We start from the raw sequence: 19,551 nt of genomic DNA on the forward strand, positions 1-19,551 counted from the left end.
ACAGTACGGAGGTCATATCGCCGTTTCCAGTGTCCTGGGGCGAGGGACGGTGTTCAAGATCTATCTTCCCCTGGTGGAGGCGGAAGAGAAAAGGCCGATCCCGGCTCCGGGGCCGGAGATCCTGGTGCTGGAGGAGGAACCCCATCTCCTGGAGACCCTGCGCGAAATGCTGGAATTTCTGGGGTATCGGCCGCATCTGGCCCGGGGGATCTTTGAGGCCCGTCAGCGGCTGGAGGGTGGACTCAGACCCGCGGTGCTCGTCTCCGACATTCGAACCCGCAGCGGGGAGATCCTGAGTTTTATTCGGGAGATCAAGGAACGTTTCCCGGATCTCAAGCTGGTGATCGTTTCGGGTTATAATGAGGAGACAGTCCGTCAGGCCCTGTCCGGACTGGGAGAATTTTATTATCTTCCCAAACCCTTTCGGCTGCGGGATCTGGAACGAGTCCTGAAACAGGCGGCAGCGGATGAGTGAGGAATATCTTTCACGTTTCCTGAATTATCTGGCCACCGAAAAAGATTACTCCCCGCATACCGTACGGGCCTATCGGCGGGATCTGCGGGATTTTCTGGACTTTGTGCAGAAGCCTCTCGAGGAGGTAGATCTTCTGGACCTGCGGGGTTTCCTGGTTCATCTCCGGCGGAAGGGGAATTCCTCCCGCACCCAGGCCCGCAAGCTTTCGGCGGTGAAGAGTTTTTACCGTTTTCTCCTCCGGCGGGGGTATCTGCGCCAGACCCGTCTCCTGGCGCTGGCGAGTCCTAAACAGCCCCGGGATCTTCCCCGGGTGCTCACCGTGGACGAGGCCCTGGCCATGCTCCGGAGCGCGGAGCAGGGGCGAGATCTCTGGTCCCTTCGGGATCGGGTGGCCCTGGAGCTTCTTTACGGTTCGGGGCTTCGGGCCTCGGAGCTGTGCGATTTGAGGCTTTCCCAGATCCATCTGGAGATCCGGCTGCTTCGGGTTCGGGGCAAGGGGAGGAAAGAGCGTCTGGTGCCCCTGACCCGCAAGGCGGTGGAGGCCCTGGCGGCCTATCTTCCCCTGCGCGAGGCCTGGCTCCTGGCCCGGGGGCAGAAACACGATTATTTACTGATCAACCACCGCGGCGGCCCTCTTTCCCCCCGGAGTCTCCAGCGGCTGGTAAAAGCTCAGGCCCGCAGGGTGGGGCTTTCCCAGGTCCATCCCCATGCCCTGCGGCATTCCTTTGCCACGCACCTCCTGGAGTCCGGGGCAGATCTGCGAAGTATTCAGGAACTGCTGGGGCACAGTCGTCTCACCACCACCGAGCGTTATACCCATCTGGATTTTTCCCGTCTGGCCCGGGTCTATGATCAGGCCCATCCCCGGGCCCTTGCTAAAAGGTCCCAGTGTGATAAGGATTAGCAGTATGTTTAAGGGAACCACGGTAGTGGCGGTTCGTCGCAAGGGGAAGGTGGTCCTGGCGGCGGACGGACAGGTCACTCTGGGCGAGACGGTCATCAAACACGGGGCCCGCAAGGTACGGCGGCTCTATAAAGGGCAGGTGCTGGTGGGTTTCGCCGGTTCCACCGCCGATGCCCTGACCCTTTTTGAGCGCCTGGAAAAGAAGCTGGAGTTATACAGCGGGCATCTGGTGCGTTCGGCGGTGGAGCTGGCCAAGGACTGGCGCACGGACAAGCTTCTCCGGCGACTGGAGGCCCTGCTCATCGCCTGCGATCGGCAGAGCATGCTCCTTATCTCCGGGGCCGGAGACGTAATCGAGCCGGACGAGGAGGTCCTGGCCATTGGTTCCGGAGGGCCTATGGCCCTGGCGGCGGCCCGGGCCCTTCTGCGGAATACCGACCTTTCCGCCCGGGAGATCGCCGAAGAGGCCCTGCGTATCGCCGGTGAGATCTGCGTCTATACTAATCAGAACATCACGGTTGAGGAACTATGAAGAACCTTACTCCCCGGGAAATCGTCACCGAACTGGACAAATATATTGTAGGCCAGGAGGAGGCCAAGAAGGCCGTGGCCATAGCCCTGCGTAATCGCTGGCGTCGGCAGCAGGTGCCCCCTCCTCTCCGGGACGAGATCTATCCCAAGAACATCATCATGATCGGTCCCACCGGAGTGGGGAAGACCGAGATCGCCCGGCGTCTGGCCCGGCTTTCCGGTTCCCCTTTTCTGAAGGTGGAGGCCACCAAGTTTACCGAGGTGGGTTATGTGGGGCGGGACGTGGAGTCCATGGTCCGGGATCTCACCCATATCGCCGTGCAGATGGTTCGGGCCGAGGAAGAGGAACGGGTGCGGGAAAGGGCCCGGAAGCTGGCCGAGGAAAGGCTCCTGGATCTTCTGATCCCGGTAACCCCTCAGCGTCCGGAGGGAGATAGCGAAACCCGGGAAAAATTCCGGCGGATGCTCAGAGACGGGGTCCTGGATGAACGCTACGTGGAACTGGATGTGGAGACCCGTCCCCCGGCTCCCATGGTGGAGGTATTTGCCGCCACCGGCCTGGAGGAGATCGAACAGCAATTGCGGGAGATGATGAGCAGCCTCTTTCCCCGCAAACAGAAACGCCGTCGGGTAAAAGTCCGGGAGGCGCTGGAGATCCTTACCAAGACCGAGGCGGAAAAACTCATCGATATGGAGAAGGTCACCCGGGAGGCCATCCACCGGACCGAAACCAGCGGGATCATCTTCATCGATGAGATCGATAAGATCGCCAGCCGGGGCGAGGGCCATGGCCCGGATGTCTCCCGGGAAGGGGTCCAGCGGGATCTTCTCCCCATCGTGGAGGGCACCACGGTAAACACCCGCTACGGGATGGTGCGCACCGATCATATTCTCTTCATTGCCAGCGGGGCCTTCCACGTGGCCAAACCCTCGGACCTCATCCCCGAGTTGCAGGGGCGTTTCCCCATCCGGGTGGAGCTCAAGCCCCTGACCCAGGAGGACTTTGTTCGCATCCTCACCGAGCCGGAAAATGCGCTGGTTAAGCAGTATCAGGCCCTTCTTTCCACCGAGGGGGTGGAGCTGGAGTTTACCGAGGATGGTCTTCGGGAGATCGCCCGGATCGCCTACGAGGTCAACGAACGCACCGAGAACATCGGGGCCCGCAGGCTTTACACGGTCATGGAAAAGCTCCTGGAGGAGATTTCCTTTAGCGCTCCGGATATCGCTCCCACCCGGGTGGTGATCAACGGGGCCTATGTGCGGGAAAAACTGGCCGATATCGCCACCGACCTGGATCTTTCCCGGTTTATCCTCTAAATTTCCAGTTCCATACCGTCCCAGGCGGCGGTAACCGGCACCCCGGTCTCCCGGGAGAGTTTCTGGGCCACCTGTTTGGGGTTGGCCCGGATCATGGTCATTCCGAAATGGGTAAGCACCGCCTTTTCCGGCCGCAGTTTTTCCAGGATTTCCTTGACATTGGCCACACAGAGATGCTGGACCTGGGGCGAGGGATGGGGTTTATAGCGCACCACGTTGAGGACCAGGATCTGACAGCCGCGATAACTTTCAAGCAGCCCTGGAAAATAGAGGGTGTCCACCACGAACCCCACCTTCTTTCCGGAAAGTTCCAGGATGATTCCGTAGGTTTCGGCCGGATGATGATGTCGCACTGAGGTGCGGAAGACCAGATCCCCCAGACGATATTCCTGTTGAGGGACCAGGATCTGGATCTCTTCGGTATAGGGGCGCAGGTAGGGGAGCAGGATGGCGTTTTCTCCGTAAAGGCCCTCCCGGGGCAGGAAGACCTTTCCCCGCCGTTTGAGGCCCCCTTCGGTCATGGCATCCACCAGGATATTGAGGTCCGCGGAGTGGTCCAGGTGGACATGGGTGACGATGAGGCCGTGAAGTTTTTCCGGACGGAGTTTCTCGCGGGCCATATAGACCAGGGTTCCGGGGCCGGGATCCAGAAGGAGACGGGTTCCGGCTTCCTCTATATAAACCCCTCCCGAGGCCCGGAGCTGTCGGGCCACCACGTAACGGGCCCCGGCGGTGCCCAGAAACTTTATCCGGGCCATACCTAGAATTTAGGTCCGATTCGGGGTTTTTTCCAGGATCATCCGGCCTCAGGGGGTACGCGAAGAGTCCTTCCAGGCCTGGATGCCCTCCCGCAGGGCCTTGCCCCCGAAATAGAAGCCCAGAATCACCAGTAAGTAAAGGTCAAAATGGGAAAGGAGGCGGGCGAGAAGGGTATTAGGGGTGAGCTGGATTTTATCTCCGATTCCCAGGAGGGCAAAGAAGATGAAGAGGAAGCTCACCAGAATGGCCCTTCGGACCTGGGCCTTCTCAAAGGTGGTGTGGGGGCTGTCTTTGCGGGATTCTCCGGAATAGAGATGGAAGAAGGCCAGGGCGATCACAAATACCATCCAGGCTCCGCATCCCACCCGGGAAAGGGGCGTACCCCATGGGATGAAGAATACTCCTGCGTAAAGGACTAGCGCCGCGATTCCGGAGAGCCCCCAGACTTTTAGATGGAGACGGAGCCAGGAATCCTTTTTTCGCATTTTGGCCCCCTATGGGAGGCTAAAGAATGCGGCCCCTTCTGTCAAGAAGGGGTTTTCTCGGCCGGAGGCCGGGCTTTTCCCCGGTTCTCCAGGGCCCAGAGGAGCTGTTTGCAGAAACCCTGGATGACCCTTACCTCCTGGGCGGTGAGGTCCAGGCGGGAGAGGAAGCGTCTCACCGTGGTCATCCAGAGGGTCTCGTTTTGGTGGGGGATATAATCGATGCGCTTCAGGGTCTCGCGGATGATCTCGTACATGATCTCCAGTTCCTTTACCGTGGCCAGACGGGGTTTGGGAAGCTCCACCTCCGCGGAGGCGCAGAACATTTCATAGAGTACGATGACCACCGCCTGGGCCACATTGAGGCTGGCCGCCTCGGTGGTGGGGATGGTGACCACGGTGTGGCAGTGATAGAGATCCTCGTTGGTGAGCCCCCATTTCTCGTTTCCGAAAAGGAAGGCGATGCGGTTCTCCTGGGATAGATCCACCAGGCGAGGGACGATCTCGCGGATGGTCTCGTGGACCTTGCGCTGTTTTCCCAGCCGGGCGGTGGTCCCCACCACATAGTTGAAATCCGAGAGCGCGGAGACCAGATCATCATAGATCTTCATCCCCTCCAGGATGGGAAGTCCGCTTCTGGTGGCCATGGCCCGCATCTTTTCGGGATGGAGATCCCGGGGGCGCACCAGGATGAGCTGCGAGACCCCGAAATTGGCACAGGCCCGGGCCGCGGAACCGATGTTCTCCGGATAGAGGGTCTCCACCAGCACCACGGCCAGGTTTTCCAGCCGGGTCTTAAGCCTTCGGGTCTTGATCCGTACCTGCATTACCGAGGATTATAATAGCTCCGGCGGGATTTCCGAGGGGTGGATCCTCTCTTTCGGGACCGGGGGACGGAAGAGAACTTGAGAAATTTCCAAAAACATGGAAAATAGTAGGGTTCTCGGTTAAAACGCGGAGGAAGAGGATGTACTTTCAGGATCTGATCGCCAGGCTCAATGCCTTCTGGGCGGAGAAGGGGTGTCTGGTCCTTCAACCCTACGACATGGAGGTAGGGGCCGGCACCTTTCACTGGGCCACCTTTCTCCGGGCCCTGGGGCCGGAGCCCTGGGCCGCAGCCTATCCCGAACCCTGTCGCAGGCCCACCGACGGCCGCTACGGGGAAAACCCCAATCGCCTTCAGCATTATTTCCAGTATCAGGTGGTGATCAAGCCCTCCCCGGAGGATATCCAGGAGATCTATCTGGAGAGCCTTTCCGCCCTGGGTATAGATCCCGCGGACCACGATATCCGTTTCGTGGAGGACGACTGGGAAAGTCCCACCCTGGGGGCCTGGGGGCTCGGCTGGGAGGTCTGGCTCGACGGGATGGAGATCACCCAGTTTACCTATTTCCAGCAGGTGGGAGGGTTCGAGTGCCGTCCGGTAACGGTGGAGATCACCTACGGTCTGGAGCGCCTGGCCATGTTCCTGCAGAAGGTGGACAATGTCTTTGATCTGCGCTGGAACGAACGTTTCACCTACGGGGACCTTTACCACCGGTCCGAGGTGGAATATTCCATCTATAACTTTGAGGAAGCCGATACCGCCATGCTGCGGGAACTCTTCGACCGTTACGAGAGGGAGGGGTTGCGTCTTCTGGAACTGGGGCTGGCCCTTCCGGGGTACGACTGTACCATCAAGTGTTCCCATATCTTCAATCTGCTCGATGCCCGGGGGGCCATTTCCGTGGCCGAGCGCACCACCTACATCGCCCGGGTCCGGGCGCTGGCCAAGCGCAGTGCCGAGGCCTGGCTCAGGCAACAGAGGTGAACTCTATTCCGGATAAGGAGTGTGCCGCGGGATGAAAAGGGAAGACCGATGCTTGAAGAAAGCGGCCTAGGGGAGGAGGGAATGGCGAGGGATCTCCTTTTTGAGGTGGGTTGCGAGGAACTTCCGGCGCGTTTCATCGAACCGGCACTCCGGTCCCTGGCCGAGGAGGCGGAGAGGGCTTTTCGCGAGGCCGACCTTGCCTTTGAGGAGATCCGGACCCTGGGTACCCCGCGCCGGCTTGCGCTCCTGGTGGCCGGGCTTTCCGAACGCCAGCCCGACCGGGTGGAGGAGATCCAGGGACCTCCCCGGCGGATAGCCTTCGATCCGGAGGGCAAACCCACTCCCGCAGCCCTGGGGTTTGCCCGCAAACAGGGGGTGGATCTTTCCGAGATTCGGGTCAAAAAGACCCCGCGGGGGGAATACCTCTTCGTGGAAAGGAGAATTCCCGGACGGGCCACCCGGGAGATCCTCCCGGAAATCCTCACCGAACTCCTCAAACGGCTGCCCTTTCCCAAGCGTATGCGCTGGGGGGATCAGGATTTCGTCTTTGCCCGTCCCATCCGTTGGCTGGTGGTCCTCTACGGCGAGGAAGCCATTCCTCTGGAGGTGGCCGGGGTTAAGGCCGGTCGCCTCACCCGGGGGCATCGTTTCCTGGCCCCGCAGCCCCTGGAGATAGGGCATCCCCGCGCATACCGGGATATCCTTCACCGGGCCTATGTGCTGGTGGATCCCGAGGAGAGGGTTTCCCGCACCCGGGAGGAGGTCCTTAAGGCCGCCCGGGAGGCCGGAGGGTTCCCGGAGGAGGACGAGGATCTGTTACGCGAAAACGCGCACCTGGTGGAGTATCCCTTTGCTCTGGCCGGTAGATTTCCGCGGGAGTATCTGGAACTTCCCGAGGCCCTTATTGTCACCGCCATGCGGGAACATCAGCGTTATTTCGCGGTGCGGGATGCCGAGGGGCGTTTGCTTCCGGTGTTCGTGGCGGTGAACAATAATCGGCCGCGTCGTCCGGAGATCCTTCGCGAAGGACACGAGCGGGTGCTGAGGGCCCGGCTGGAGGATGCCCGGTTTTACTGGCAGCGGGATCTGGAGGTCCCTCTGGCCGAAAGAGTGCAGGAGCTTTCGGGGGTGGTCTATCATACCCGGCTGGGGACCCTGGCGGACAAGACCGAGAGATTGCGGTCCCTTTGCGGGTATCTGGCCGGGCTCTGGTTCCCGGAAAAGAAGGAACTGGCCCAGCGCGCCGCGGAACTCTCCAAGGCCGATCTGGTTACCGAGGTGGTGGGGGAGTTCCCCACCCTTCAGGGAGAGATGGGGCGTATTTACGCCCTGAAGGACGGGGAATCCCCGGAGGTGGCGGAAGCCCTTCTGGAACAGTATCTTCCCCGGGGGGCCGAGGAACGGGTGGCCGAGACCCCGGTGGGGATCGTGCTCTCCGTGGCGGATAAGGCCGATACCGTGGGAGCGTTTTTCGCCGTGGGGGAAAGGCCCACCGGGGCCTCCGATCCCTACGGTCTGCGGAGGGCGGCCTACGGTCTCCTGCGCACGGTGTTACGCCATGGGCTGGAGCTTTCCCTGCGGGATCTTTTCACCTTTGTGCTCTGGCTCCTGGAAAGGCAGGGTTTCTTCCGGGAGGACAAGGAGGAGGTGCTCGAGGAGATCCTGGGGTTCGTTCGGCGGCGGCTGGAGGGGGAGCTTGTAGCCATGGGGTTTCCCCAGGATGAGGTTCGTGCGGTGCTCAGGGTAGGGGCCGATGACCCCACCGAGGCCCTGGCCCGGCTCTCGGCCCTCCATGCGGTGCGGGAAAGTCCGGATTTTGCGGCCCTGGCCGTGGCCTTCAAGCGGGTCATGAATATGGTGAAGAAGCTGGAGCGGGAGTACCAGGTGCGGGAGGATCTCTTCGGGGAACCCGAGGAAAAGACCCTCTGGGAGGCCTATCTCCGGGTGAAAGAGGAGGTCGAGCCGCTGCTTTCCGAGCGGCGTTATGAGGAGGCCCTGCGGGCCTTCACCGCCCTTAAGGAACCCATCGACCGGTTCTTCGACCGGGTCTTTGTCATGGTGGAGGATCAGGCCCTGAGGGAGAACCGTCTGGCCCTGCTTCAATCCCTGGCCCGACTTTTCCTGCGTGTGGCCGATCTTTCGGAACTCGATCTCTCGGAGTACACCGGCTAAAGGGGGGCCTGGTTCTATTCCAGCCGGAAGCCCAGGAGGCGGTCTCCCAGGAAACGGCGGGTTTCGCGAATCAGTTCCGGGTGGAGGGCGATGCGCAGGCTCCCGTTGAGATCCACCCGGACCTCACCTTCCGGAAAGATCAGCTCCAGGTGGACCTCGCAGCTTCCCGGGCTGGAGGATAGAAGTTCGCGCAGGGCCTGAAAATCGCGGGCCGGAAGCCCTTCGGCCCGCAGCCGCAGGAGGACCCGCCCCTTGAGAAGCTTGGGGGCTTCGTCCAGGGGACGGATATCTTCGGCCAGGAGGCGCACCCCTCCCTCCTCCTTTTCCACCGTGCCCCGGACCAGGACCAGGCGTCCCTCCTCCAGTATCTCCGCGGCCCGTCGGTAGGCCTCGGGAAAGACCACCGCCTCCACCACGGATTCCCCGTCCTCCAGCTGGACCAGGGCCATTCGTTCGCCCCGGCGGGTGGTACGGAGCTTGATCGTTCCCAGGGCCGCCCCCAGATAGATCTTTCGCCCCTCCGGCGCCTGCGCCAGATTGGAGACCGTGTAAGGGGTCACCGCGGAGAGCCATTCCCGCCACACCGAGAGAGGGTGCCCGGTGAGGTAGAAGCCTAGGGCTTCCCGTTCGTGGAAGAGTTTTTCCTCCGGACGCCAGTCCGGCATTTCGCGCAGGGAGGGGCCGGAGACCGGACGGGCCTCCGGAGCGGCGGTCTCAAAGATGGAGATCTGCCCCCGGCTGCGGGCTTCGCGTTCCCGGTGGGCCCAATCCATCACCGCCTCCAGGTTGTGAAAGAGGAAGGCCCGATTGGGTTCCAGGCTATCGAAGGCCCCGGCCTTGATCAGGGCCTCCAGCACCCGGCGGTTGATCTTGCCCGGGTCCATCCGCAGACAGAAATCCTCGAAGGACCGGAAGGGCCCGCCCCGTTCGCGTTCGTTTACGATTTCCTCCACCGCGGCCTGCCCCACGTTCTTTACCGCCGCCAGACCGTAGCGGATACCCTTTCCCTCCAGGGCGAATTCCACCCGGCTGGCGTTGATGTCCGGGGGATAGACCTCGATCCCCATGCGCCGGCACACCGCTACGTATTTCATCACCTCCTCGGCCCGACCGGCCTCGTAGGAAAGCACCGCAGCCATGTAACACAGAGGATAATGGGCCTTGAGATAAGCGGTTTGATAGGCCACCAGGGCATAAGCCGCGGAATGACTCTTGTTAAAACCGTAACCCGCAAACTTTTCCATGAGGTCGAAGATGTGTTCGGCCAGTTTGCGGTCGATGCCCCGTTCCACCGCTCCGGAGACGAAACGTTGGCGCTGTTCGGCCATGACCTCCGGGATCTTTTTGCCCATGGCCTTGCGCAGGATATCGGCCTCGCCCAGGGTATAGCCGGCCAGTTCCTGGGCGATCTTCATCACCTGTTCCTGATAGAGGATTACCCCGTAGGTTTCGCGCAGGATGGGTTCCAGTTTGGGGTGGAGATAGTCGGGTTTGCGGCGTCCGTGTTTGACCTCCACGTACTGATCCACCATGCCGGACTCGATGGGACCGGGCCGATAAAGGGCCAGCACCGCGATGAGGTCGTTGAAAGTGGTGGGCTGAAGCCGCCGCAGGAGGTCCTTCATGCCCGGGGATTCCAGTTGGAACACGGCGTCGGTTTCTCCGCGCCGCAGAAGCTCGAAGGTCTGGGGGTCGTCGAGAGGGATGCGGTTCAGATCCACCTCCTCCCCGTGGTACTCCCGTACCAGCTTTACCGCCCGATCCAGGATGGTAAGGGTTTTGAGCCCCAGGAAATCGAACTTGATGAGGCCGATCTTTTCCACGGCCTTCATGTCGAACTGGGTGATGATTTCCCCCTTATCTCCCTTCATCAGGGGCAGATATTCGGTAAGGGGCCGGTCGGCGATGACCACCCCGGCGGCATGGGTGGAGGAATGCCGGGGGAGCCCTTCCAGGACCCGGGCAATGGCGAAGAGCTGGCCCACCCGTTCGTTTTTTTCGGCCAGTTCCCGGAGACGGGGTTCGGCAGCCAGGGCCTTTTCCAGACTCACGTTGGGGCCTTCGGGGATGAGTTTGGCCAGGGGATCGATCTCCTTGGGTTTGAATCCCAGGGCCCGCCCTACGTCTCGTACCACCGCCCGGGCCTTGAGCTGCCCGAAGGTGGCGATCTGGGCCACGTACTCCGCTCCTCCGTACCGGTTGCGCACGTATTCGATCACCTCGTCCCGGCGCTCCATGCAGAAATCCACATCGATATCCGGGAGGCTTTCGCGTTCCACATTGAGGAACCTTTCAAAGAGGAGGCCGTACCGGATGGGGTCCAGGTTGGTGATCCCCATGGCGTAGGCCACCAGGCTTCCGGCGGCCGATCCCCGCCCCGGCCCCACCGGAATACCCCGGCTGCGGGCCCATTCGATGAAATCGGCCACGATAAGGAAATAACTGGCAAAGCCCTTCTTCTTGATGACCTCGATCTCGTAGTCCAGACGTTCCCGGTACTCGCTCTCCGGAGCCGCCAGCCCCGGTCCGCTCTTCAGCTCGGCCAGACGCCTCTCAAAACCCTGCCGGGCCTTCTCCTCAAAGACCTCCTCGTAGCTTTTGCCCGGCGGAAGGGGATAGACCGGGAACCGGGGTTCCCCCAGGCGGAGGTCCAGGTTGATTCTTTCGGCAATGGCCAGCGTGTTGGTGAGGACCTCCGGAGGATAATCCCGGAAGCGGCGGGACATCTCCTCCGGGGAGGCCAGATAGACCTGATCGGTCTCGAACCGGAATCGATTGGGATCGTCCAGGGTTTTCCCGGTCTGGATACACAGCAGGACCTCATGGACGAAGGCATCCTCCGGGGACAGGAAATGGCAGTCGTTGGTGGCCACCACCGGGAGCCCCAGGTGTTCGGCCATCTCCATCAGCACCTCATTGACCTTCCTCTGTTCGGGAAGCCCGTTTTCCTGGATCTCCAGATAGAAACGCCCGGGAAAGAGCCGACTGTAGGTTCGGATGAGCTGCAGGGCCCGATCCCGGTCGCCGGAGAGGATGGCCGCGGGTATTTCCCCGTGCAGACAGGCCGAAAGGGCGATGAGCCCTTCGTTGTATTTTTGGAGCAGCTCCTTGTCGATACGGGGTTTCCAGTAAAATCCCTCGAAATGGGCCAGGGTGGCCAGCCGACACAGATGTCGATAACCGGTCTCGTTTTCCGCCAGCAGCACCAGGTGGTAGCCGGCCTCGTGGGCGCTTTTGGCCTTCTTTTCGAACCGGGAGCCCGGGGCCACATAAAACTCGCAGCCGATAAGGGGTTTTACCCCGGCCTCCCGCATCTTTTCGTAGAAGTGGATGACCCCGAAGAGGTTGCCGTGGTCGGTTATGGCCACGGCCGGCATCTTGTATTCCAGGGCCTTACGGGCCACGTCCTCCACCCGCAGGGCCCCGTCCAGAAGACTCCACTCGGTATGCAGATGGAGGTGTACGAATTCAGCCACGGCTACCTCGAGTCCGTATTTTACCCTTTCCGTTGCCGACTTCATCGTCCGGCCCCGAAACCCAACCCCGGCATTTCCCGAAATTTTTTGGCCCTGATGAAATTGTTCTTTTTAGGAGTCAAAAGCGGGGTTTTGAGGCTACAAAAGGCGGATATTTTTACTTAATCGTCTTTAATGTCCTATATTGTCCCTATTCAGGCCGGAAAATTCGGGTTGATCGGTACGGAGGTTTCGGCTAAATAGGGATATAAGCTCATGGGTATAGAGTTTCCCCATCGACACCTCCTGGAGATAGGGCCTCTTTCGCGGGAGGACATCGAAGTTATTCTTCGTACCGCGGCCAATCTTAAGGAGATTCTCCGGCGTCCCATTCCCAAGGTGCCCACCCTGCGGGGCAAGGTGGTGGCCAATCTTTTTTTTGAACCCAGCACCCGCACCCGTCTTTCCTTCGAACGGGCGGCCAAGGTGCTTTCGGCGGAGGTGCTGAATTTTTCGGCCCGCGGCAGCAGTCTGGAGAAGGGGGAGAACCTGCTGGACACGGTGCGCAACCTCATGGCCATGGGGCCGGATCTTTTCGTGATTCGTCATCCGGCCTCCGGGGCGCCGCATTTCGTGGCCCGACACGTAAGGATCCCGGTGATCAACGCCGGGGACGGTTTTCACGAACATCCCACCCAGGCCCTGCTGGATCTTCTCACGGTCTGGGAAAGGAAAGGGCCGGATCTCCGGGGGCTCAAGGTGGCCATTATCGGAGACATTCGACACAGCCGGGTGGCCCATTCCGACATCCTCATCTTCCGGAAGATGGGGGCCGAGGTATATGTTTCCGGCCCGGGGACGCTTCTTCCCCCGGAGCGGGAGGCCCTGGGGGCCAGGGTGTGTTTGCGGGTGGAGGAGGCCGTGGAGGGGGCCGGGGTGGTGATGGCCCTGCGGGTGCAGAAGGAACGCCACGGACGTCCGCTTTTCCCGAGCTGGCACGAGTATGCCCGTTTTTTCGGGTTGAACCGCAGGGTCCTGGCCCGGGCCGCAGAAGGCGCCCTGCTTATGCATCCCGGACCCATCAACTGGGGGATCGAACTGGCCCCGGAACTGGAGGATTTTCCCGGGCAGGTTATCCTGGAACAGGTGGAAAACGGGGTGGCGGTAAGGATGGCCCTGCTGTTACTGCTTCTCAAGGCCGGTGAGGCCTGAGCGAGGGAAAAGACCATGGAGGAAGGGCCTCTGAGCACGGAGCGATTCCTTATTCGCGGAGCCCGGATCCTGGATCCCTCCCAGGGGCTGGACCAGGAGGGGGATCTCCTGGTAGAGGAGGGGCGCATCGCCGCCCTGGACCGGGAGATCCCGGTGGAGGAGGGGGTGCGGGTGATTGAGGCCCGGGGATGCTGGCTCCTTCCCGGGCTGGTGGATATGCACGTCCATCTGCGGGAACCCGGTGAGGAATGGAAGGAGGATCTGGAAAGCGGTTTGCGGGCCGCGGTGGCCGGAGGGTTTACCGCGGTGGCCTGTATGCCCAATACCCGTCCCCCGAACGACTCCCCGGAGGTGACCCGGTATATCCTGGATCGGGCCCGGAAGGTGGGTCGGGCCAGGGTCTATCCGGTAGCCTGTATTTCCAAAGGCCAGGAAGGGAGGGAACTTGCGCCCTTCGGGGAGCTTCGCGAGGCCGGGGCGGTGGCGGTCTCCGACGATGGGCGTCCGGTGGCTGATTCCGGGCTCATGCGCCTGGCCCTGGAGTACGCCCGAAGCTTCGATCTCACCGTAATTTCCCATGCCGAGGATCCGGGGCTTTCCGCCGGAGGCCAGGTAAACGAGGGGCCGGTCTCGGCCCGGCTCGGGGTGAAGGGTATCCCGGCTGAGGCCGAGGCGGTGGCCGTCTTTCGGGAGGTAGCCCTGGCGGCCCTGGTGGGTTATCCCGTACATATCGCCCATGTCTCCACCGCGGCTGCGGTGGAGATCCTGCGCCGGGCCCGGGAAAGCGGGTTCCCGGTTACCGCGGAAACCGCTCCCCATTACTTCACCCTTACCGAAGAGGCGGTCCTGGACTACAATACCCTGGCCAAGGTGAATCCGCCGCTCCGGAGCGAGGACGACCGCCTGGCCATCCGCCAGGCCCTGTCCGAGGGGCTTATCCAGGTCATCGCCACGGACCATGCCCCGCACAGCCCCCTGGAAAAAGAAGTGGAGTTTCCGGCTGCGGCCTTCGGGATGGTCGGTCTGGAAACCGCCGTGCCCCTTACCCTGAATCTGGTGCGGGAGGGGGTTCTTACCCCTCTGCGCATGGCCGAGCTCCTCTCCACCAATCCGGCCCGTATCCTGGGGGTCCCCGGAGGCACCCTTAAGCCCGGTTCCCCGGCCGACCTCACCCTCATCGATCCGGATCGGGTCTGGGTGGTCACCGAGGAAGAGTTGCATTCCAAGAGCAAGAACACTCCTTTTCTGGGCTGGGAGATGCGCGGACGGGCGGTGCTTACCGTGGTGGGAGGACGAATCGTATGGCCGGAGTGAAGAAACCCTGGGGAGGCCGTTTCCGGGAGGCCACCCACGCACTGGTGGAGAAGTTTACGGAATCGGTTTCCTTCGATCAACGACTGGCCCTTTACGATATCCGGGTCAACCTGGCCCACGTGGAGGTCCTCCGCGAGGCCGGGCTCCTCAGCCCGGAGGAGGCCCGGACCCTTTCCCAGGGGCTGCGCGAGATCGAAGAGGAGATCCGGAGCGGGAAATTCGTCTTCCGGAGGGAGCTGGAAGACGTACACATGAACCTGGAGATGGCCCTGCGGGAGAAGGTGGGGCCGCTGGCCGGAAAGCTTCACACCGGACGCAGCCGTAACGACCAGGTGGCCACGGATTTCCGGCTTTACCTCCTGGCCGAGACCGGGGAGATCCGGCGGGAATTGCTGGCCCTGCGGCAGGCCCTGGTAAACAAGGCCGAGGAGGTCTTCGGGCTTATCCTTCCGGGGTTTACCCATCTGCAGCACGCCCAGCCGGTGCTTCTTTCCCATCATCTTCTGGCCTATTACGAGATGTTCCGGCGGGATACGGAACGTTTTCGGGATCTTCGGCGCCGGCTGGAGGTGTGTCCGCTGGGGGCGGCGGCCCTGGCCGGAACCCCTTACCCTCTGGACCGCGATCTGGCGGCCCGGCTCCTGGGGTTCCGCGAACCCGCGCGCAACTCCATGGATGCGGTTTCGGACCGGGACTTCGCCCTGGAGTTCCTCTTCGCCTCGGCCCTTACCATGATGCATCTCTCTCGTCTCAGCGAGGAGATCATCCTGTGGATGAGTCCGGAATTCGGGTTCATCGATCTTCCCGATGCCCTGTGCACCGGCTCCTCCATCATGCCCCAGAAGAAGAACCCGGATGTGGCTGAACTCATCCGGGGCAAGACCGGCAGGGTTTACGGCCACCTTATGGCCCTTCTTACGGTGATGAAAGGGCTTCCCCTCACCTATAATCGCGACCTGCAGGAGGACAAGGAACCGGTCTTTGACACCGTGGACACCCTTCGGGCCTCGCTGGCTCTGGCGGCCCTCATGGTGGAGGGCCTTCGTCCCCGGGCCGAACGGATGCGGGCCATGGCTGAGGAGGGATACACCACGGCCACGGATCTGGCCGATTATCTGGTGTTAAAGGGGGTCCCCTTTCGCGAGGCCCATCATCTGGCCGGAAGGATTGTGGCCCGGGCCGAGGAAAAAGGGCTCAAACTCTGGGAACTTCCTCTCTCCGAAATGCAGCGCCTGTGTGAAAGGATAGACCAGGAGGTCTATGCCTGGCTTACCGTGGAGGGGTCGGTGGCCCGGAGGCGCACCCTGGGCGGCACCTCTCCGGAGCGGGTAAGGGAGGCCCTGGAGACCGCCCGCCGGGAACTGGAAGAGGAACGGTGCGAATAGTCCACACCGCGGACTGGCATCTGGGAAAACTCCTCTACGGGGTGCATCTCACCGCGGAGCAGGCCCGGTTCTTTGAGACCGAATTCTGCCCGCTTCTCCGGGACCTGCGGCCGGATCTCCTGGTGGTGGCCGGGGATGTCTTCGATCGTTCCGTTCCTCCGGCCGAGGCGGTGCAGCTCCTGAGCGAGATCCTGACCCGGCTCCATGCCGAGGGCATCCGGGTCCTGCTCCTTCCCGGAAACCACGACAGTCGTGAACGCCTGGCCTTCGGACGCGACCTCCTCTCCCGCCTGGGCATCCACCTGGTTACCGGTGAGGATCTTCTTTTTTCTCCTCTGGACCTGGGAGATATCCGGGTTTACGGGGTCCCCCATCTTCCTCCCCTGGTGCTGCGGGAGGTGCTGGAGTCCCGCGGGCTTCTGCCCGCGGAGTTCTCCGGGGGTTTCGGGGATCTCTGGCGGATTTTACTTCAGGGGATCCCCTCCGGTAAGGAACGCCGGATCCTGGTGGCTCATATCCTGGTGGAGGGTGGAGAGAGGGAAGAAACCGGGGAGGAACTCTGGGTGGGAGGTGAGGAGGCCCTTCCGGCGGAGATCTTCGCCTCCCTGGATCTGGTGCTTCTGGGGCATCTCCATCGGCCCCAGCAACCGGCGCCGAACATCTTCTATGCCGGTTCCCCCTAGCCCCTGTCCTTCAGCGAGAAGGTGATTCCCCGGGGGGTGTGGATGTTTGAGTTTTCCGGGGAGGGAGGGTTATCCCGGGAATTCATTTCCCTTTCCTCCTGGGAGCTCAGGGTCCTGCGCGGCACCTTTGCCGAGCTCCTGCGGGGGCCTGGATACCCCGGATACGTAAAGGTGATCCTGGAGGACGAAACCCCAATCCCCCAGGCCTTTGAGCGATTGAAGAAGGTTTTTCCCGGGCTTCTGGCCCTGGAGACTCCGGCCCTCCGGGGACTTACCGGGGAGATCCGCCGGATCGAAAAAGGGGATCTCCACGATCCCCTGCGGCTCTTCCGGCTTTTCCTTCAGGAGATAGAGGGAAGGCCCCCCACCACCGAGGAGGAGGGCCTTCTGCGGGAAGCCCTGAGCCGGCTCGCTTCTACTTAACCCCCTTTTCACGGAGGAAGGGGCCGTATTTTCGATCCGTCTTTCCGATGTGGTTGACCAGCCAGTCCTTGAGGAAGTTCAGGAGATCGTAGGAGAGGGTGGCCTCGCCCTTTTCGAATTTTTCCTTGAAATCCAGCACCTTGGCCGTGAGTTTGCGATGGATCTCCTTGTGGATCTCTCCCTCGGGATACTGATAACGGTCGAAGTAATATTCCTCGGTCTTGAAGTGATAGTCGGTGTAGGCTACCAGTTCCTGCAGGATCTCTCCCAGGACCTGCTGCCCCTCTCCGGCCTTGACCGCCCGATAGAGACGGTTGACCAGGTTCACCAGTTTGCGGTGTTGCTGGTCTATTTCTTGGATGCCGGTTTCCAGTTCCGGCCCGAAGGCCATGAAGACCTCCTCCTCTTCCCGGCTCTCGAGTTCCAGGGTCGCCATCTGGCGGTTGCTGAGGAGGGAGAGCCAGCGCCCGAAAAGTTCGCTTAACTTGATGAAACGGGGCAGGGTCTTCTTGCGAAAGACCTCCAGGGCCCCGCTGCGGTTGCCCTGGGTCAGATAATGCTGGATCTCTTCGGCGCTGCGGTGGAATTCCTCGTGTACCGGCCGGATTTCCTGGATCAGGCCTTCCTCCTGCGGTGAGAATTGACGGTATTCCCGGAGGAAGGTCCCCAGGGCGCAGCGTTCGGGATCGATCTCCACCTCCGGGGGTTTCCCCAGCACCAGCCCGTTCAGGACCTCGTTCATCCACTGATAGTGGCGCAGGAGTACCAGTTCCACCCGGCAGAAGGGTTCCATGCAATCCTTGAGCTGAGCGAAGAAACGATGATCCACGGAGAAGCCGTGAAAGAGCATATTATTTTCCAGGGCCACGCTTTCCATGGATAGCTGGAAGGCCTCCATCAGGGAGCGCATCTCGGCGAACTCCTTGGTATGCCGCATCAGGGCCTGGGAGCCCTCGTAGGTCTTCCGCACCACCTCCTGGACGTTTTCGATGTTCTGGGTGATGTCCCCGATGGTGGCGGTCTGTTCCTCGCTGGCTGCGGCGATGGTGGAGGTCATGTTGTCGATCTCCAGGACACCCTGGGTGATGTTTTCCACCGCGGAGACGGCCTTATGGGTTTCCTGCTGGATCTCCTGGATGATCTTGCCGATTTCCTTGGTGGCCTCGGCGGTCTGACGGGCCAGTTCCTTGACCTCGTTGGCCACCACGGCGAAACCCTTTCCGGCTTCCCCGGCCCGGGCCGCCTCGATGGTGGCGTTTAGGGCCAGGAGATTGGTCTGGTCGGCGATCTCGTTGATCACCTGGGCCACGGATCCGATCCGATCGGTGCTGGCCAGGAGGGTTTCTATGGTTTCCTTGGCCTGCATGGCCAGTTCCCGGGCCTCGGAGGTCTTCTGGGCGGTCTGGGTGATGTTGGAGGCGATCTCCCCGGCGGCGGTGTTCAGATCGGTGAGGGCCCGGGAGAGGACCTCCACGTCTCTGGCGGCCTGCTCGGAGGAATGATAGAGATCCAGGGCCAGATAGTCGGATTTCTCATAGAAATCCACCATTTTTTGCGTTGATTCCTCCAGGAAGTCCTTGATTTCATTGAGGACCCGGGCCTGCTGCTGGACGGTGGAGAAATATCCGGCTACCAGGGCTGCAAAGTTCATGGCCTTCTTCAGGGTGGGGTCGGTGAGGCCGGTTTCCCTTTCGCAAACCCCTTTCTGGAATTGCAGATGCAGAAAGTCGTCCAGTACGGCCAGGATCTCACCGGAGGCCTTATGGCTCCTTCTGGTTCGGAAGAAAAGGACCCCGGCCAGGAAGAGCACCAGGGCCGGAAAGAGGAAGACCCAGGGGCTTCCCACCACTCCCAGGGCGGGGATCAGGGCCCCCAGGACCATGAGTCCCAGCAGAAGAACGTTCCACCGCTCTTTCATCTTGTCCTCCTGATTTGGTTTTTGGAGACGAGTATGGTTTAATAATAATACCTAAAAATAGACTCTTTTACAGGAGCCGCAGGGCTCCGGGTGAAAGGGGGAAGGAGGTTTCCATGGAAAGGAGCCAGCTGGATACCATGGTTTATGAGGCCGTGTTTTCCGAAGGGGAGGAAAAGGAAGCCCGTCTCCGGGAGGTGCGGGAGAAGGCCCAGGCCCTGGGGGGACGACTGGCTTCCATCTATCCCCTCTATCGGGAGATCGCCCGGGAGTTTCGGGGATTTACCGTTCCGGCCATCAATATTCGGGGAATGACCTACGATGTGGCCCGGGCCCTTTTCCGGGTGGCCCGGAGGCTCTCGGTGGGGGCGGTGCTGGTGGAGATTGCCCGTTCGGAGATGGGCTATACCCGGCAGCGTCCCCTGGAATACGCGGCGGTGGTGCTGGCCGCGGCGGTGCGGGAGGAATTCCCCGGGCCGGTCTTCCTGCAGGGCGACCATTTTCAGGCCAACCGCAAGGCCTATCAGGCCAGCCCCCAGACCGAAAAAGAGGCCCTGCGTCAGCTTATCCGGGAGGCCCTGGAGGCGGGTTTCTATAACCTGGATATTGATGCCTCCACCCTGGTGGATCTCTCCAAGGAGACCCTTTCCGAACAGCAACGCCCCAACTACGAACTTACCGCGGAACTGGCCACCTATGTGCGCTCCCTGGAAC

Annotated in this window: 17 protein-coding genes; 12 read left to right on the plus strand and 5 right to left on the minus strand. The window is 61.5% G+C overall.

Going from position 1 to position 19,551, the window contains the following annotated elements; all coding sequences use genetic code 11:
- From F8J34_RS07530 to hslU, 4 genes are all read left to right on the plus strand, one after another.
- On the plus strand, positions 1–475 hold a 475-nt coding region (locus F8J34_RS07530), incomplete at its 5' end, for a response regulator (protein WP_297057871.1).
- A complete protein-coding gene (xerC, locus tag F8J34_RS07535; RefSeq protein ID WP_297057873.1) occupies positions 468–1,379 on the plus strand; it encodes a tyrosine recombinase XerC in 912 nt (303 codons plus the stop codon). The genes F8J34_RS07530 and xerC, both read left to right, overlap by 8 nt.
- Positions 1,380–1,383: 4 nt before the next feature.
- Positions 1,384–1,911 carry an ATP-dependent protease subunit HslV gene (gene hslV, locus F8J34_RS07540; RefSeq protein ID WP_297057875.1) on the plus strand — a complete coding sequence of 176 codons (528 nt, stop codon included), beginning with the start codon at positions 1,384–1,386 and terminating at the stop codon, positions 1,909–1,911.
- Positions 1,908–3,227 (plus strand): ATP-dependent protease ATPase subunit HslU, encoded by a 1,320-nt coding sequence (gene hslU / locus F8J34_RS07545; protein WP_297057878.1) that lies wholly within the window; start codon positions 1,908–1,910, stop codon positions 3,225–3,227. The genes hslV and hslU overlap by 4 nt, the downstream gene beginning before the upstream one ends.
- Here the strand turns inward: hslU and F8J34_RS07550 are convergent.
- The 3 genes from F8J34_RS07550 to F8J34_RS07560 are packed head-to-tail and all read right to left on the minus strand — an operon-like array spanning position 3,224 to position 5,295.
- A complete protein-coding gene (locus F8J34_RS07550; protein WP_297057880.1) occupies positions 3,224–3,985 on the minus strand; it encodes an MBL fold metallo-hydrolase in 762 nt (253 codons plus the stop codon). The genes hslU and F8J34_RS07550 overlap by 4 nt on opposite strands.
- 48 nt (positions 3,986–4,033) lie before the next feature.
- Positions 4,034–4,471 carry a hypothetical protein gene (locus F8J34_RS07555; protein ID WP_297057882.1) on the minus strand — a complete coding sequence of 146 codons (438 nt, stop codon included), beginning with the start codon at positions 4,469–4,471 and terminating at the stop codon, positions 4,034–4,036.
- 41 nt (positions 4,472–4,512) lie between these two features.
- A complete protein-coding gene (locus F8J34_RS07560; protein WP_297057883.1) occupies positions 4,513–5,295 on the minus strand; it encodes an RNA methyltransferase in 783 nt (260 codons plus the stop codon).
- Positions 5,296–5,435: 140 nt separating this feature from the next.
- Between F8J34_RS07560 and F8J34_RS07565 the strand changes: the two genes are divergently transcribed.
- Complete coding sequence (locus F8J34_RS07565; RefSeq protein ID WP_297057885.1) at positions 5,436–6,278, plus strand: glycine--tRNA ligase subunit alpha; 843 nt, start codon at positions 5,436–5,438, stop codon at positions 6,276–6,278.
- 81 nt (positions 6,279–6,359) lie between these two features.
- Positions 6,360–8,450, plus strand: coding sequence for a glycine--tRNA ligase subunit beta (gene glyS / locus F8J34_RS07570; RefSeq protein WP_297057887.1), 2,091 nt, complete (start codon positions 6,360–6,362; stop codon positions 8,448–8,450).
- 14 nt (positions 8,451–8,464) lie between these two features.
- Here the strand turns inward: glyS and dnaE are convergent, their stop codons facing one another.
- Entirely contained in the window at positions 8,465–11,971 is a 3,507-nt protein-coding gene (dnaE, locus tag F8J34_RS07575) for a DNA polymerase III subunit alpha (RefSeq protein WP_297057890.1), read from the minus strand.
- Positions 11,972–12,181: 210 nt separating this feature from the next.
- On the opposite strand from dnaE, the gene F8J34_RS07580 reads away from it, so the two are divergent.
- Genes F8J34_RS07580 through F8J34_RS07600 form a run of 5 tightly spaced genes read left to right on the plus strand, consistent with a single transcriptional unit; the run spans position 12,182 to position 16,922 of the window.
- The gene (locus F8J34_RS07580; protein WP_297057893.1) at positions 12,182–13,117 is read left to right on the plus strand and encodes an aspartate carbamoyltransferase catalytic subunit; all 936 of its coding nucleotides are present in this window, start codon (positions 12,182–12,184) and stop codon (positions 13,115–13,117) included.
- Positions 13,118–13,132: 15 nt separating this feature from the next.
- Positions 13,133–14,431 carry a dihydroorotase gene (locus tag F8J34_RS07585; RefSeq protein WP_297057896.1) on the plus strand — a complete coding sequence of 433 codons (1,299 nt, stop codon included), beginning with the start codon at positions 13,133–13,135 and terminating at the stop codon, positions 14,429–14,431.
- The gene (gene argH / locus F8J34_RS07590; RefSeq protein ID WP_297057899.1) at positions 14,419–15,816 is read left to right on the plus strand and encodes an argininosuccinate lyase; all 1,398 of its coding nucleotides are present in this window, start codon (positions 14,419–14,421) and stop codon (positions 15,814–15,816) included. Before F8J34_RS07585 ends, argH begins: the two co-directional genes overlap by 13 nt.
- Entirely contained in the window at positions 15,807–16,499 is a 693-nt protein-coding gene (gene sbcD, locus F8J34_RS07595) for an exonuclease subunit SbcD (protein ID WP_297057901.1), read from the plus strand. Before argH ends, sbcD begins: the two co-directional genes overlap by 10 nt.
- A 42-nt stretch (positions 16,500–16,541) precedes the next feature.
- Positions 16,542–16,922, plus strand: a complete 381-nt coding sequence (locus tag F8J34_RS07600) for an exonuclease SbcCD subunit D C-terminal domain-containing protein (RefSeq protein ID WP_297057904.1) — start codon at positions 16,542–16,544, stop codon at positions 16,920–16,922.
- Here the strand turns inward: F8J34_RS07600 and F8J34_RS07605 are convergent.
- Complete coding sequence (locus F8J34_RS07605; protein WP_297057906.1) at positions 16,915–18,840, minus strand: bacteriohemerythrin; 1,926 nt, start codon at positions 18,838–18,840, stop codon at positions 16,915–16,917. The genes F8J34_RS07600 and F8J34_RS07605 overlap by 8 nt on opposite strands.
- 113 nt (positions 18,841–18,953) lie before the next feature.
- Here F8J34_RS07605 and F8J34_RS07610 point away from each other — a divergent pair.
- Positions 18,954–19,551, plus strand: a 598-nt coding sequence (locus tag F8J34_RS07610) for a class II D-tagatose-bisphosphate aldolase, non-catalytic subunit (RefSeq protein ID WP_297057909.1), incomplete at its 3' end; no start/stop codon positions are given.

The organism is Thermosulfurimonas sp., assembly GCF_015491435.1.
Classification (GTDB): Bacteria; Desulfobacterota; Thermodesulfobacteria; order Thermodesulfobacteriales; family Thermodesulfobacteriaceae; genus Thermosulfurimonas_A.

What these genes read in the sequence shown, in the direction of transcription:
- xerC (WP_297057873.1), top strand. Translation starts at nt 468, where the DNA reads ATGAGTGAGGAATATCTTTCACGTTTCCTGAATTATCTGGCCACCGAA.
- hslV (WP_297057875.1), top strand. Translation starts at nt 1,384, where the DNA reads ATGTTTAAGGGAACCACGGTAGTGGCGGTTCGTCGCAAGGGGAAGGTG.
- hslU (WP_297057878.1), top strand. Translation starts at nt 1,908, where the DNA reads ATGAAGAACCTTACTCCCCGGGAAATCGTCACCGAACTGGACAAATAT.
- F8J34_RS07550 (WP_297057880.1), bottom strand. Translation starts at nt 3,985, where the DNA reads ATGGCCCGGATAAAGTTTCTGGGCACCGCCGGGGCCCGTTACGTGGTG.
- F8J34_RS07555 (WP_297057882.1), bottom strand. Translation starts at nt 4,471, where the DNA reads ATGCGAAAAAAGGATTCCTGGCTCCGTCTCCATCTAAAAGTCTGGGGG.
- F8J34_RS07560 (WP_297057883.1), bottom strand. Translation starts at nt 5,295, where the DNA reads ATGCAGGTACGGATCAAGACCCGAAGGCTTAAGACCCGGCTGGAAAAC.
- F8J34_RS07565 (WP_297057885.1), top strand. Translation starts at nt 5,436, where the DNA reads ATGTACTTTCAGGATCTGATCGCCAGGCTCAATGCCTTCTGGGCGGAG.
- glyS (WP_297057887.1), top strand. Translation starts at nt 6,360, where the DNA reads ATGGCGAGGGATCTCCTTTTTGAGGTGGGTTGCGAGGAACTTCCGGCG.
- dnaE (WP_297057890.1), bottom strand. Translation starts at nt 11,971, where the DNA reads ATGAAGTCGGCAACGGAAAGGGTAAAATACGGACTCGAGGTAGCCGTG.
- F8J34_RS07580 (WP_297057893.1), top strand. Translation starts at nt 12,182, where the DNA reads ATGGGTATAGAGTTTCCCCATCGACACCTCCTGGAGATAGGGCCTCTT.
- F8J34_RS07585 (WP_297057896.1), top strand. Translation starts at nt 13,133, where the DNA reads ATGGAGGAAGGGCCTCTGAGCACGGAGCGATTCCTTATTCGCGGAGCC.
- argH (WP_297057899.1), top strand. Translation starts at nt 14,419, where the DNA reads ATGGCCGGAGTGAAGAAACCCTGGGGAGGCCGTTTCCGGGAGGCCACC.
- F8J34_RS07600 (WP_297057904.1), top strand. Translation starts at nt 16,542, where the DNA reads ATGTTTGAGTTTTCCGGGGAGGGAGGGTTATCCCGGGAATTCATTTCC.
- F8J34_RS07605 (WP_297057906.1), bottom strand. Translation starts at nt 18,840, where the DNA reads ATGAAAGAGCGGTGGAACGTTCTTCTGCTGGGACTCATGGTCCTGGGG.